Origin of the sequence: Streptomyces caeruleatus (assembly GCF_001514235.1) — a bacterium.
Lineage (GTDB): Bacteria > Actinomycetota > Actinomycetes > Streptomycetales > Streptomycetaceae > Streptomyces > Streptomyces caeruleatus.
On record NZ_KQ948929.1, the window covers coordinates 1 to 13,789 of the forward strand.

Sequence of the window (13,789 nt, forward strand, 5' to 3'; positions counted from 1 at the left end):
GTGATCACATAGAGCTACTCTTTCCTCCTTGTAGGTGAGGGGGGTATGTGCGGTACGAGCAGCGCGCCTACGCACGCGTTAAATTCCTGGAACTCATGGCGGAGTTGTACGAGAACGAGTTCGAGGACTTCTTCCACCGGCTCATGTGCTCGAGGTACCCAGACTTCCTGGATGTTCGCACTGCGGGCAGTCTGGGTGATATGTCGGCAGCCGGTCTTACGTTGCACTCTCGCAAGCTGTACGCCTGCTACGCACCGCAGACGGTGAGTCGAGCAAGATCCGCAAGAAGTTCGACGGCGATCTGGCCGGTGCGCTCGCCAAACGCAGTGGGCAATTCGACACGTTCGTGTTCGTGCACAACGATCGACGCGGCGTTCACCCCGAAGTGACAGCAATGCTGTCCGAGGCAGCCGCCAGCAAGCCGGCCCTGCACTTTGAGCAGATGGGTAGCCGGCGCTTGTGGCACGAGTGCATGCAACTGGACCAAGTGACGGCGGAAGACGTCCTCCGATGCGAGATCCCGATCAAGGAGATGACGTTCGGAATCGGGATGGATGATCTTGAGCCTCTCCTGAAACAGCTTCAGGAACTCCGAACTTCCTCTGACCCGCTCATGCCTCTGCCAGACGTGCGCATCGAGAAACTGGACTTCAACCGGCTCGAAGGCGAAGCACGCGAGGACCTGCTCCGCGGGATGCGGCAGGCCCACCTCGTGGACGCCTTCTATGCGGGCAATATGCGAGAGCTGGAACACGATGAGGTCGCGCAGGGCTTCCGCGTGTACTACGAGCAGGTCCGCAGGGACTGGGACGACCCTGAAGACGTGCTGTGGCAGCTCCAGATGTACGTGCTGGGCAACGCACAGCCGCGGCCGAAGGTGCTGCGTGCCGCCCTCGTTGTACTCGCGCATTTCTTCGGGCGATGCGACATTTTCGAGGCGCCGCCAACTGGCTGGCAGCCTGGGATCGGGATATCTGCGTGATCACTCCTACGAAGGGCATCGCGCCTGACCGGTGCCTGCTGGCCGTCGGCGCCCAGGTCCTGCTGCAGTTGGACGAACCGCGGTCGATCAGTCAGACGTGGGCCCGGCTGAGGACATGGCGGGCCGAGCACGGCCACGCCTCGCCCGTATCGTTCGGCTGGTTCGTCTTGGCACTGGACGTGCTCTACAGCATGGGCGCCATAGAGCTGGACCAGGACATCCTCGTTGCAAGGAGCATGCATGCTGCGCCGCTTGAGCGCTGACGACGAGCGCTTCAAAGAGGTGTCCTTCGTCGAGGGCCTGAACCTGATCGTCGCGTCCACCACCGCCTCGTCCGCAGACACTGACAGCCGCAACAGCGCCGGCAAGTCCAGCCTGATCGAGCTGATCCACTTCCTGCTCGGATCTCGAGCGACAAACACCACGCTCGCCATGAACAAGGCCCTGCGGCACATCACGTTCAACCTTGAAATGGACTGGCCAGGGCTGAGCAGCTCGCTTGGTGTCCGCCGAAGCGGACAGCGTGCCGGATTCGTGACGCTCAACGAGGACGTGACCGGGACAGACGACGGTGCCATGTTTCCCCGCACAGGTGCTGTGGAGCTGCCCGTGGAGCGGTGGACACAGCTGATCGAGCGGGATCTCTTCGATCTGCGCGGTGACCACCCGGGCGTCAGCGGAAGGGTGCTGCTCTCCTTCCTCGCCCGGCGCATTTCGTCGCACGGCTTCAACGAGCCGACCCGTACCTTCTCCCGCCAGTCCGCTCCGGAAGCCGCCTCCAACCTCGCCTACCTGCTGGGCCTGGACTGGCAACTCGTCGACGAGTACAGGCAACTGGCCGCTCGCAAGGCGACGCGTGCCCAGCTGAAGAAAGCGGTCGATGACCCCGTGTGGGGGCGCATCGTGGGGTCTACCGCAGACCTCAGGGGCCAGATCACGCTGGCCGAGGCACAGGTGGAACGGCTCCGTGCGCAGGTTGCAGACTTTCAGGTCGTCCCCGAGTACGAGCGTCTCAAGGACAGAGCGGACCAGGTCAGCCGGCGCATCAAGCAACTGGCGCAGGAAGACGTGATCGACCAGCACAACCTCGAAGAGCTCCAGGCAGCCGTCACCGAGACCACCGACGTCGAGGTCGACTATCTCGAGCCCGTCTACCGAGAACTCGGCGTCGTCCTCAACGATCAGGTCCGCCGACGGTTCGAAGATGTGAGGACATTCCATCACTCAGTGGTCCGCAACCGTCGGCGCTTCCTGGAAGAAGAGATCGCCGAACTCACCGAACGGCTCCAGTCACGCCGCTTGGAGCGGGCGCGCTTGGGCGAGGACCAAGCCCGCCTCCTTCGAGATCTTGCCGAGGGAGGAGCGCTGGAGGCTCTGACGGCCCTACAGACGGCCCTTGGACGCGACGAGGCCGCTCTCCAGGCTCTGCGTCACCGCTTCGAAGCGGCGCAGACCCTCGAAGCGAGCGCCCGGCAGATCACCGCGAAGAGTGTGGAACTGCAGCAGGCCGTTGACACCGATCTCCAGGAGCGCCGCCGGCAAACTGACGAAGCCATCCTGCTGTTCTCTCACTACGCCCAGCGCCTCTACGGAGAAGGGCGCGAGGCCTACCTCGCCATCGAGGCCGGCCGCAACAGCCTGACCATCACCCCGCGCATCGACAGCGACGGCAGCCGTGGCATCAGCAACATGGTCATCTTCTGCTTCGACCTGACCCTCGCGGTCCTGGCACACCGACACGGCCGTGGCCCCGACTTCCTCATCCACGACAGCCACCTCTACGACGGCGTCGACGATCGGCAAGTCGCGGCTGCCCTGAAGCTCGCCGCCGAAGTCACCGTGGAGGAGAACCTGCAGTACATCGTCACGATCAACACCGACAGCCTGGGTATGGCCGCACAGCGCGGCTTCGATCCCGAGCCATACATCCGCAACCCCCGCCTCACCGACGAACACGAAACCGGCGGTCTCTTCGGATTCCGCTTCAAAACGGCGGGCAAGAGGTAGACCGCCGTTGCCCGGCCCCTGCGGAGCCTTGTGACTGACGGGACTCGCTGTTCGGGCTCTACAGGTCGAACTCAAGATGCTCGATGTCCGTGAAGCGCACCTCCTCCAGCTGGCCGGCGCGGCGGCCGCCGTCCTGGAAGTACACCTCCTTGAGTGCTTCGGCCGCGATCTCCTTGAGCTGCTGCTCGGTGGCGCCGGCCTCCTGGGCGTCGAAGAGGCGGGCGGCGTAGCGGGGCGGCAGCGCGACGGTCAGGTGCCGGATGCGGTCCTGGTCCGTCGACCCAACCGGCGCGGTGTAGCCGAGACGGGCCCGGGTGTCGATGACGATGCCGCCCGTGATCGCCGCCTTCTCCCGGGCCCTGGCCCGAATCTGCGGCTGCCACCGGGCCTTCACCTCACGCTCCAGGCGCGCGGCAAGGTCCGGGCGGGGCTTCTTGATCTGATCCTTCACGTACCGCTCAACGGTGCGCTGGGACACCCGCAGCATCTGGGCGACCGCCCTGGTGCCCTTGAGCTGCTTGACCAGGTAGCGCATCTGCGCGCCCGCGCTCTTGGGCGCCGGGCGGGTGAACGCCTTCTGCACCGCGGTGTCCAGGCCGTCCCCGAACAGGGTCATCGCCCTCTCCTACTCTCCGCAGTCGACGTCGGTGACGGTGCCGTCCTTGATGTACCGGGCGAGGTTGAGTTCCGGCGCCTCGAACCGCTCGCGGACCTCTTCGGCCCACAGCACGCTCTGGGTGCCCTCCCACTTCACCAGGCCCGGGTTGATGCCGAGCTTGAAGCCGCCCGGCAGCGGCTTGCCGTCCCGGTAGGGCAGGAAGTCCAGCGGGTTCTCGCCGTCGACCGCGTACACGACGCAGTCGGACAGGATGGCCACCGGGTACTGCCCGGTGAACGCCGCATGCTTGACGATCTTGCGGTGGAAGTTGATCCGCGTGCGGGCGATGACCGCCGCGCGGATGTCCGGCCGCCAGGTGGGCCGGGCAAGGGCCCGCCACGGCTCGCCGGGCCGCCAGCCCTCGCCCCGGGGGCGCTCGCGCAGCTTGCCCAGGCCGCCCTTGACCGTCGCCTTGATGGCGTCCACGACGATCGCCAGCTGCGGGTCACGCCGGCGCCAGCCGTCCATCGCCGCGAGGAAGTCGGCCGACGCCATGTCCGCGTGCACGCCGAGGTCGGCCATGGTGGCGAGGTAGGCATCGCGCAGCCGGTTGTACCAGGCGTCCAGGTAGCGGCCGTTGTCGTAGCGCACGTAGGCCTCGATCGGCGTGACGTCGTAGCCCAGCTCCACCGCGTAGGCCACGGTGGGCGTGGCATACCAGGCCGGGCCCTCGGGCCGCTCGCCCTTCGGCGTGAACGGGCTGGGCAGCAGACTCGCGTCCAGCTCCGCCCACTTGTCCTTGCCGACCTTCACCCTCGACAGGTCGACGTGGGACAGGTCAACCAGCCACGACCCGGGCAGCTTCGGGTCGAACACCGGCGCGTGACGTGCGTCGGCGCACCAAGACCGACGATCAGCCCGTTGGTGCCAGCAGCGAAGGCCATGTTCACGTCGATGCCGACCAGGTTGCGGCGCATGCATTCGTCGTCGGTGAGCGGCCGCGCCCAGTCGAAGGCTTCCTCAAACAGCTTCTCCGCCGGGCCGCGCACGTGGAAGCGCGGCAGGTCCTTGAGCAGCGGGTGCCCGTCGGGGGCCTCGCACGGCGCGCAGTCGACCGGGTCTTTGCCAAGCGAGCCGGGGTTGTGCTCGGAGTGCCGCTTGCCGTCGGCGTCCGGCGCGGTGGCGCGGGTCGGCGGGTGCAGTGCGGTCATCAGCTCCAGGCCGGTGACGGCTGTGGAGCCGCGCGGCGTCATCACCCGGGACGCGTACACGCCCAGCACGCGGGCGAGCTCCGTCGGTGGAAGCTGCCCTGCCTCGCCCCAGTGCCGCGAGTCGAGCGCATGCCACGACGGGATACACAGCTGGACACAGGCCCGCTCCGAACCGGTGGCGGGACGGTAGATCCGCGCCCACGGCCCGAACCCGCGCTTCGTCAACTGCCACCCCGCGCGCACCAGTTGCTTGATGACCTTGTGCCCCTCCGGAATCCGCCCGGCCAGCCGCTCCTCCTCCGTGAGCGCAACTGGCAGGCCATAACGCTCCAGCGCAGCCTCGGTGAGCACCAGCAGCGGATCGGCATCCTTGCCCGGTCCCGACAGCTTCGGCGCCCCGAGCTTCGCCTCCTTGAGCGTCCAGTCCACCAGGAACGGCATGCTCTTGGCGGGCACATCCAGGACCAGGCCGCCAACGCCGTACGCGTACGCCTGGCCCCCGGCGTCAACGTCGACGACCGCGAGCGGGCCGTTCTCGAACCGCACATCGGTGCTATCGGCTGAGGTGCCGGCGGGGGCAGCTTTCCGCGCGGGCGGGCGGCGCGATGTCGGCCTGGTCGTGGCCGCCGGATGCGGTCCAGCGGCGGGGCGCAGTGCGGTGTTCTCGGAAGCAGGCTCCAGGATCGGGCCTGTGGGTTCGGTGAGGGCTTTGGCCGGTTCCGCTCCCGTTGACGCAGGAGCGGCTGGGACGGCAAGCGTCTCGGGGACCGCCGTGTCCATCGCGGGCGCCGCGGCGTTGGGATCCACGGGGTAGAGCTGGGCGAGTTGCTTGAGCATGCGGGCGTAGGCGTCACGCTCCGGCGGCCGCGGCTCGGTCTTGCCGGCCTCCCAGCCGCTGGCCGTCGCCCGCCGCACCTGCAGTGCGGCGGCCACCTCGTCCAGCGTCAGGCCATGTGCCTGGCGCAGCCGCCTGCGCTCCGCCGGGGGCGGCAGTGGGGAACGGGACGCAATGAGCGCATCGACCGCGTCGAACAGCTCGGACATACAGAACCTCCTGCCCCCGACCCTAGCGTGAAGCGCACATGTCGCGTACCAAGCGCGTACGGATAGCGTTCGCGTCTTGATCCCGTGTAACTGGGCGGCTAGGAGTGGCAACAGCCCGGCAAGAGCCCGGCGGTGGTTGGTGCTTGGTGAGCCCCTGGCATGGCAGCGGCGTAGAAAACGGAGTGGGCGAGGCTCGCGCAGCCGGCCAGCACGCTTCGATGCTGGTGGGTGTAAGTCGCACCGCGTCCGCAGTAGCGCCTCCCTAGCTGACGTCGCACCAACCGGGGACTGGGTTGGTGGTCCCTTCAGTGGCGAGTGCTCGATCCAGCCGTGGCTGGCGGAAGGACTCCGTGAGTCGACTTACGCAGCCATGGGTAATGCAGTGGCGGCCCATCCCCGCGCGGGCGCGGGGATGGGCCGCCACTTCAACGAGTCGTCCGGCCTTCGCACGTGAAGGCCTCATGGAGGCTGGTCTACAAAGACTCTCCCATCTGTGGGCGCGCGACGCGCTGTCGTGTCAGCACCGTGGCCCGCCGGTGGTGTGGTCCAAGTGCGCCAGGAAGTCCTCAATCTCACGCACGAGAGCTTGCGTTGCTTCAGACAGCCCGACTCCGGCTTCCCCCAAAGCCCAGTCGACCCTGTCTGCAGCTACGCGAATACCGGCTGACCGGCATACAAAGCCACTCACGAATGATCTGAAAGCTTCCTCAGCGTGTTCTTTCCCGTGCCCACAGCATGTCGATAGCTTTTCTTCGCTCTCGACATCGAGGATATGAAGATAGTCCCGCGCATCCTCGTCACCCTTGAGAGCTGCCCTTTCCCACCAGCTTCGCGCTACATTATCCCGGTCCAGGAACTCAAGGATTTCTGCTACGCGCCGTGTTTCCTGCGGTGTCGCGGAATCATCGATCTCTTTTTTCAGGAGAGCGTGCAGTTCACGGACCGCGCCGATTCGATGGTTTCCGTTTCCGTGGTCTTCCAGGCAGGGGGCGGGGGCCGGGGGCCAGCCCGAAGGCTGGCCCCCCTCCGCCTGGACAGGGTCCTCGCCGATCCGAGAGCCCTTTGAAAATGCCTGCTCAGAGCCTTCGAGCAGGAGCCACAGGGCGAGGAGCCGGATGGTTCCCCGCTCCTCGGGCTGGTGCGTCCAAGCGGACAGGTATGTCATGCGGTGGCCTCCTCGCTGTGCTCGTTGATGGACTTCTTCAGGTTGTTGGCGGCGGCTTTGATGTAGCGCTTCACCGACTCCTCCTTTATCTGGAGGCGCTGCGCAACCACTGCAGGGCTGAGGTCCTGCAGAACACACAGGGTGATGACCTCGCGCTGCCGTTCAGGAAGGCTGGCGACGAGTTCGCCGATACCTTCCCTGATCATTTCGTAGGCGGCCTCGGGGATACCGATGCCTGATTCCGTTTCGGGCAGTTCATGAACCGGTACCGCAACCATCCGCTTGTTCCGACGGAACTGGTCGATGACCGCCCGTTTCACCGCGGTGCGGCCGTAGGCGGTGAGTGATCCCTCTTGCACAGAGATCGTCGCCCACCGCCGGTACATGTTCAGGTAGACGTCCTGCACAGCATCTTCTGCGCTGTGCGGGTCGCCCGCCTCAACCCGGGCCAGTCGGGAGAACGCCTCGATGGTCTCGAGGACGAAGGACTCGAAGTCCGCTCCCGTAGCGGCCTCGCTCACGCAGCCTCCCGCGTGGCGATGGCCCGGTGGCCTGCCGGGTCGGCTGCGTCCTTGCGGAACAGCCAAGCCGGCCGTCCCTCCTCGAAGCGGGCCGCGGCGCCGCCGTCGGGCAGGGACTGCGCCATCGCGACCATGGTGGCGCGCTGCTCGCGCTCCGTCCGGGTCTCGATGTACGCCTTCACAAGCATCTCCACGACGCCCTTGGCGCGGCGCATCGCGAAGAACAGCAGGAGCAGCAGGGGAACCCCGCCCGCTCCTGCCCAGTACGACCAAGTCATCGACCAGGCCTCCCAGTAGAAACGAACTCGTTGATGAAGGCCCAAGGGCCTTCACTCCCTTACACGCCGCCAAAGGCCAGATCCGGATGCCGACGGCCAAGATCTTTTCCCAACTCCCCCTGCTTCCCGGCCCGTCGCATTGTCTTCGCAGGTCACAGGGGTAGCAGGAGGTGACAGGAAAAACGGTCTGAAGGGCGCCGTCGAGTGGGAGTGACGGCCCGGGGAGGACGGGCGCCTGGGTCTCCGCTGCAAAAGCGCCCGCCCGGGACAGCGAACACGAGACCGTGGTGGAGTGACCCATCGCCCTGGCGTACTGCGGACCGCTCCCCTCCGGGGAGAGACAACCTCGTCGCTGATCTGCCGCATCGCGAACCGCTACGGGCTGGAAGCAAAGGTGTTGCGGTCCTGCTGGCACTGGCGCAACTACCAGCCCGGGCACGACGGCGGGGGCGCGCGAGCCGACGCCGAGGTGCTGCTGAACTCAGCCGGACGGCAGCTCCTGGCAGGCCTGTGCGGTGTCAAGGAAGACGTGCTGGCGCGGGCGTTGCCGTCCTGGGAGTTGGAGGACTCCAAGCTGCCCGCCGAGGAAGACGGGGCGCCGGCGGCTGCGTGGCGGATCGGCGGCGCGGTCGCCGGGCCGGTGGCATTCGGCTGCCGCCTGTGCGCCGCCCGGCGAACCGGTACGGCCGTGCGGGTGGTGCGGTACGCGCCGCTCTGGGAGCGGGTGTGTCTCCGGCACGGGCGGTGGCTCCTGGACGCAGACGCCGACCAGCCCCTTGAGTATCTGGATGTGCGGCACCTGCCGGAGGTGACCGCTGCGCAGCGGCGGTGGGCCGGGGTGGTGCGGCGGGCGGTGCGGGCCGGTGCGGAGCCGGAGCGGGTGTTCGCGCTGGCGCAGGCGGTGGTGGCCCGGTGGTGGGAGCAGGCTCTGCAGTGGGAGCGGGAGACGATCTGGCCGCGGCGCCTGCACCAGGTCGCGGGCGGGGATGCAGGTGGTGATCTGGAGCGGTGGCGGATCGTGGGGCGGGACGCGGTCGTCTTCCCGGAGGTGGTGGCGGTGGCCGACGCATTGCTGGACCCCGCCATGGCCGAGCTGGTGTGGGCCGACAGCGGTGCCGGGCGGCCGCGGGCGCTTCCCGCCGACGGGATGTTCTGCCGCAGGCTCGGTGAGCGGCTGGGGCGGGGATGGCTGGGGCCGCTGGCCGCGACGGACCACGGCGGGCCGCTCATCGCGTGGATGGGTAGCGTCATCCGCCTTCGCCGCGGTGCTGGCGGGCCGCCCGGGTACGACAACGACCCGTGGTGGCTGCGGCAGGAACACCAGAGCTCGACCATGGCCGGCCAGCTGCGGGTGCTGGGCAAGGAGAAGAAGGCGCCCGGTTCGGGGACGATGTGGCGGGCTGCGGTGCCCGCCGAGCAGCGCAGGCTGATCACCAGCGCTATCGACAGCGCCGAGGAGCAGCTGCTGCAGCTGCGCGGGGTACAGACCGGTCCGACCGCCGAGGTCGCCCGGCGGCTGCTGCGCGGGCTCGGTCACAGTGCCGGCCTGATCGAGGCGGCCTGGAAACGGACCGCGGTGGCAGCGGTGAACGGCGGGGTGCCGCTTCAGGAGGTGGCCCGGTGGGTGGACATGCCCGTTGAGGTGCTCAGCCAGATGCTGACGGCGGGCAGGCGGGAGAACGGCGGCTGAGAGCGATGCGTCAACGGGCAGGTCGGCTGTTAGCTGATACGGCTCTCGTTCGTGGCAGAAATACTGAAAGCGGCGGCGTCTGCCGGCGGGAGCGGTTTGGCTGGCGCGGGTGACCAGCACAGGAGCGGCCCGGCCCAGGAGCCGGGCAGGGCGAGCGGCCGTGGACCAGGGCAGCGAGTTCGAGGCGGTGTTCCTTGACCCGGTGGGGCAGGCGGTCCAGCAGCGGTGGGCGGATGCCGCCATGACCGTGGCGTTCGAGGACTTGCCGCCGGTGTCGGCGTTCCCGGTGGTCCCGGGGCGGCGCTGGGGTCCGGGCCTGTGGTGGTCGGCGACCACCGGGCGGCACGTAGCCGCGGGGTCGAACGCGATGCGTGCCCAGCTGATGGTCCTGGACCGCGACCCTGACGTGACGGGGCTGGCGGGGCGGCCCGTGCGGCTGCTTTGGCGTAATACCCGCGGGCAGGTGCGTTCCTGGGTGCCGCAGCTTTTCGCCCGTCGTGCCGACGGCACCGCGCTGCTCGCCGACTGCCCCAGCCATCCGGAGGCCGGCGGCGAGCGGGCGGTGAAAGCCGCCCAAGCGGTGGCGCAGGCGTGCGCGCACATCGGCTGGACCTACCAGCGGCTCGCCCCGCTGGACGAGGCAGCGGCGGCGAACCTGAAGTGGCTGGCCGGCTACCGCCATCCACGTAACGCCGGCCGCCTCGGTCTGATGCCCGCGGTCCTTCAGGCGTTCACGCGGCCGCGGCCGCTGCTCGAAGGCGCCGTCGCGGCCGGTGACCCGGTCGAGGTCCTCCCCGTGGTCTTCCACGCCCTGTGGCACGGACATCTGACAGCCTGCCTGGACACGCCGCTGCACGAGCGTGTCCTGGTCGGCCCCTGGGACGGGGAAGTCCCGAACAGGACGGGAAGTGCCGGATGAGCGCGCGGCACAATGCCCGCCCGGCGGTCAGGGTCGGGGCACACGTCCGCTTCCGCGGCGTGAAGTGGCAGGTGGTCGCCCTGGCCGGGCAGGACATCCACCTCGTCGGCCCGGACGGCGGCGGTGAGGCCGTGCTCACCGGGCACCTGTTCGCTGACCCGGGCTTCACCGTCATCGGGGCCGACGTGCCTCAAGCAGCTCCGCAGTGGGGCCTGTTCGAGACCGCCCCCGCAGCGGCACGCGAGAAAGCACTGGCCTGGCAGCGGCACGTCAGGGAAGTCGAATGCGGGCTGCCCGGCGGACCCGGCAGCAAAGGGGCGGTACGGCCGCAGTACGACCCCGAACAGCACACGCTGGCCCAGCGCGAGCAGGCCAAGGCCGAGGAGCTCACCGCGCTCGGCTTCGGCCGCGTCTCGCGCACCACGGTGCAGCGCATGCGGCTCGCCTACCGCAAACAAGGCCTGTGGGGGCTGCTCGACCACCGCAGCACGCGCACCCCCAGTCCCACCGGGCGGGCCGACGAACGGGTCGTCACCGCCGTCCGCGAAGCACTGCGCCGCCGCCGCGGCCGCTCCAAAGGCACCATCAACGGCCTCTTCCCGCTGATCAACCAGATCCTTGAAGACCGGCACGGCCCCGGCACGGTGCCCGCGCCGTCGCAGGCCACGCTGTACCGCCTGGTCACCACCCTGGCCCGGCCCGGCGAACTGCCCTCCGGGCCCGTCCGGCAGGTGCCCGCGAGCGTCGACGGACGGGCCTTCACTCCCGCCACGGCGCTGCGGCCCGGCGAGCAGATTCAGGTCGACACCACCCGCCTGGACGTTCTCGCCCTCTTCGACGACGGGCGCCTGGCCCGGCCCGAGCTCACCATCGCCGTCGACGTCGCCACCCGCGCCGTCCTCGCCGCCGTGCTGTGCCCGAGTGCGACCAAGGCCGTCGACGCGGCCCTGCTGCTGGCGGAGATGGCCGTCCCGCACCCCGCCCGGCCGACCTGGCCGGACATCCTGCGCATGGACCACGCTCCCGCACTCCCCCACCAGCGGCTGGCCGCGCTGGACGAGCGCCTGGCCGGCGCGGCGGCCCGGCCCGTCGTCCTGCCCGAGACGATCGTCGTCGACCGCGGCAAAGTCTTCGTCTCCGCCGCTTTCACCGCCGCCTGCGAGCACCTCGGCATCAGCGTCCAGCCCGCCCCGCCCCGCGCCCCCACCGCCAAAGGCATCGTCGAGCGGACCTTCGGCACCATCAACGCCCTGTTCTGCCAGCACCTGCCCGGCTACACCGGCTGCGACGTCACCCGCCGCGGCCCCGACACCGAGAAAGACGCCTGCTACAGCGTCGCTCAGCTCCAAGACCTGCTTGATGAGTGGCTGGTGCACTACCACCACCGACCCCACGAAGGCCTGCGCCACCCGATGATGCCCCGCAAAGCCCTCACACCGAACCAGATGTGGGCCGCGCTCGTCGCCGTCGCCGGACACGTCCCCGTCCCGCTCACCGGCCGCGACTACCTCGAACTGCTGCCCGTGCGCTGGCAGGCCATCACCGCCTCCGGCATCCGCATCCACCACCGCACCTACGACGCGGACCTCCTCGCCCCCTACCGCGGCCAGCCCTCCCCCGTCGCCGGCCGGGGCGGCAAATGGGAGATCCACTACAACCCCCACGACGTCCGCCAGATCTGGATCCGCCTCCCCGACGGTGACCTCACCGAGATCCCCTGGATCCACCGCGACCACGTCCACCAGCCGTTCAACGACCACACTTGGCAGCACATCCGCACCCTCGCCGTGCACGGCAACCACGATGATGCCGAGCACTACGAAGCCGGCCTCGCCGACGCCCTAGACCAGCTCATGCGCCGCGTGACCACCGGTCACGCCACCAAGGCGGAACAAGCTCTCGTCGCCCGCGCCACCACAGCGCCGATCCCCGCCGCCCGACATCCGCAACACGACACCGACCCCACCACCGGCGAGTCGGCGCAGCACGGCGAGGACGACAGCATCGACGATCTCGACGACGCGCCCGACGGCGACTTCAGCCCCGCCCCTGCCACCGGATTCGGGCTCTACGACGCACACGAGGAAGCCGACAGATGGTGAACCCGAACCCACAGAGTGCGGGCAGCACACCAGTCGGCGCCGGCGACAGTGATGCGGCCGAGCCGTCCTGGCCCCTGACCACCTGGCAGGGCTGGCAGCGCTTCGCCACCACCGACCCGCCCGCCCCGCCCCAGCCCGACGACCCGCCCCGCAGCACCGAAGAACGCCTGGCCTACCACTCCGCCTTCGTCACCATCCGCACCCCCGCCATCAGCCAGCTCGCCACCCAGGTCCGCACCCTGATGATCCTCGGCCGCCACCAGCAGACCACCGCACGGCCCTCCCTCATCGTCACCGGACCCGCCGCAGCCGGGAAAACCACCGCCTTGCTGAACGTCGGCCGCACCTGCCACCTCGCCCACATCTGCAAAAACCCGCCCCCGCCCGGATCAGCCCACGCCGCGGCACCCGTGGCGTACGTCCTGGTCCCGCCCGGCGCCACCGCGAAAACCCTCATCACCGAATTCGCCCGCTACCTCGGCATCCCCACCACCACCCGCATGACCCAGACCCAGATCACCGACGCCGTCTGCCACACCTACACCCAAGCGGGCGTCCAACTCGTCCTCATCGACGAGATCCACCGCCTCAACCCCCGCACCACCACCGGCGCCCAGGCCGCCGACCTGCTCAAAGACCTCACCGAACGCCTGGCCGCCACCTTCGTCTACGCCGGCATCAACGTCACCGACACCCCCCTCTTCAGCGGGACACGGGGCGCTCAACTCGCCGGACGCGCCACCCTCATCACCTGCGGGCCCCTGCCCGCCCGCCACGGCACCCGCCAACCCTTCCGCGACGTCATCACCGACATCGAAAACGCCCTCGACCTCACCAACCACAAAAACGGCACCCTCCCCCGCCACGCTGCTTACCTCCACCAGCGCACCGCCGGCCGCATCGGATCCCTCACCCGCCTCATCCGCCAAACAGCCATCACCGCCATCCACGACGGCACCGAACGCATCACAAAAGCTGCCCTCGACGCGGTACAGCTCGACCACCTCGCCGAACAACACAGGCGCCCCACCCGCAGCCGCTAACCCCTGCCCACCGACCAGGCAAACAGCGCTGACCAGCACAAACACCAACCGAGCCTTTACACACTGGCGAAACCCACAACGAGCCCGGTCCCACTCAGCGCACATGACACAACCCCAGCTCACACCCCGAACTGCCCGCTGGAACCGTGCACCCGGCCTCTCTCAACGAACCCACAACACACGAGGCCAGCAAGCCCGCGATACACCAACAAGCCCCCCTCCGAGCGTC

11 protein-coding genes and 1 pseudogene are annotated in these 13,789 nt (G+C 68.8%); 7 read left to right on the forward strand and 5 right to left on the reverse strand.

What is annotated here, in order from left to right; genetic code table 11:
• The first annotated feature begins 346 nt into the window (after nt 1-346).
• The 3 genes from AQJ67_RS18390 to AQJ67_RS18400 are packed head-to-tail and all read left to right on the forward strand — an operon-like array spanning nt 347 to nt 2,989.
• A complete protein-coding gene (locus tag AQJ67_RS18390; protein WP_159058786.1) occupies nt 347-982 on the forward strand; it encodes an ABC-three component system protein in 636 nt (211 codons plus the stop codon).
• Nucleotides 979-1,245 (forward strand): ABC-three component system middle component 6, encoded by a 267-nt coding sequence (locus tag AQJ67_RS18395; protein WP_062720526.1) that lies wholly within the window; start codon nt 979-981, stop codon nt 1,243-1,245. The genes AQJ67_RS18390 and AQJ67_RS18395 overlap by 4 nt, the downstream gene beginning before the upstream one ends.
• Entirely contained in the window at nt 1,223-2,989 is a 1,767-nt protein-coding gene (locus AQJ67_RS18400; protein ID WP_062720097.1) for an ABC-three component system protein, read from the forward strand. Before AQJ67_RS18395 ends, AQJ67_RS18400 begins: the two co-directional genes overlap by 23 nt.
• Nucleotides 2,990-3,047: 58 nt before the next feature.
• Here AQJ67_RS18400 and tpg read toward each other — a convergent pair whose 3' ends face one another.
• From tpg to AQJ67_RS18425, 5 genes and pseudogenes are all read right to left on the reverse strand, one after another.
• The gene (gene tpg, locus AQJ67_RS18405; protein WP_062720098.1) at nt 3,048-3,605 is read right to left on the reverse strand and encodes a telomere-protecting terminal protein Tpg; all 558 of its coding nucleotides are present in this window, start codon (nt 3,603-3,605) and stop codon (nt 3,048-3,050) included.
• 9 nt (nt 3,606-3,614) lie between these two features.
• Nucleotides 3,615-5,842: pseudogene (tap, locus tag AQJ67_RS18410) on the reverse strand (telomere-associated protein Tap).
• A gap of 517 nt (nt 5,843-6,359) precedes the next feature.
• Nucleotides 6,360-7,007 (reverse strand): hypothetical protein, encoded by a 648-nt coding sequence (locus tag AQJ67_RS47705; protein ID WP_159058787.1) that lies wholly within the window; start codon nt 7,005-7,007, stop codon nt 6,360-6,362.
• Nucleotides 7,004-7,528 carry an RNA polymerase sigma factor gene (locus AQJ67_RS18420; protein WP_062720100.1) on the reverse strand — a complete coding sequence of 175 codons (525 nt, stop codon included), beginning with the start codon at nt 7,526-7,528 and terminating at the stop codon, nt 7,004-7,006. Before AQJ67_RS18420 ends, AQJ67_RS47705 begins: the two co-directional genes overlap by 4 nt.
• The gene (locus tag AQJ67_RS18425) at nt 7,525-7,806 is read right to left on the reverse strand and encodes a hypothetical protein (protein WP_031178603.1); all 282 of its coding nucleotides are present in this window, start codon (nt 7,804-7,806) and stop codon (nt 7,525-7,527) included. Before AQJ67_RS18425 ends, AQJ67_RS18420 begins: the two co-directional genes overlap by 4 nt.
• 292 nt (nt 7,807-8,098) lie before the next feature.
• Here AQJ67_RS18425 and AQJ67_RS18430 point away from each other — a divergent pair, with 292 nt between their 5' ends.
• The 4 genes from AQJ67_RS18430 to AQJ67_RS18445 all read left to right on the forward strand — a co-directional run bounded on the left by AQJ67_RS18430 (nt 8,099) and on the right by AQJ67_RS18445 (nt 13,560).
• Nucleotides 8,099-9,496 carry a hypothetical protein gene (locus AQJ67_RS18430; protein WP_062720101.1) on the forward strand — a complete coding sequence of 466 codons (1,398 nt, stop codon included), beginning with the start codon at nt 8,099-8,101 and terminating at the stop codon, nt 9,494-9,496.
• A gap of 109 nt (nt 9,497-9,605) precedes the next feature.
• Complete coding sequence (locus tag AQJ67_RS18435) at nt 9,606-10,415, forward strand: TnsA-like heteromeric transposase endonuclease subunit (protein ID WP_244190498.1); 810 nt, start codon at nt 9,606-9,608, stop codon at nt 10,413-10,415.
• Nucleotides 10,412-12,517 carry a Mu transposase C-terminal domain-containing protein gene (locus tag AQJ67_RS18440; protein ID WP_062720103.1) on the forward strand — a complete coding sequence of 702 codons (2,106 nt, stop codon included), beginning with the start codon at nt 10,412-10,414 and terminating at the stop codon, nt 12,515-12,517. Before AQJ67_RS18435 ends, AQJ67_RS18440 begins: the two co-directional genes overlap by 4 nt.
• Nucleotides 12,511-13,560, forward strand: a complete 1,050-nt coding sequence (locus AQJ67_RS18445; protein ID WP_208614994.1) for an ATP-binding protein — start codon at nt 12,511-12,513, stop codon at nt 13,558-13,560. The genes AQJ67_RS18440 and AQJ67_RS18445 overlap by 7 nt, the downstream gene beginning before the upstream one ends.
• Nucleotides 13,561-13,789 lie beyond the last annotated feature (229 nt).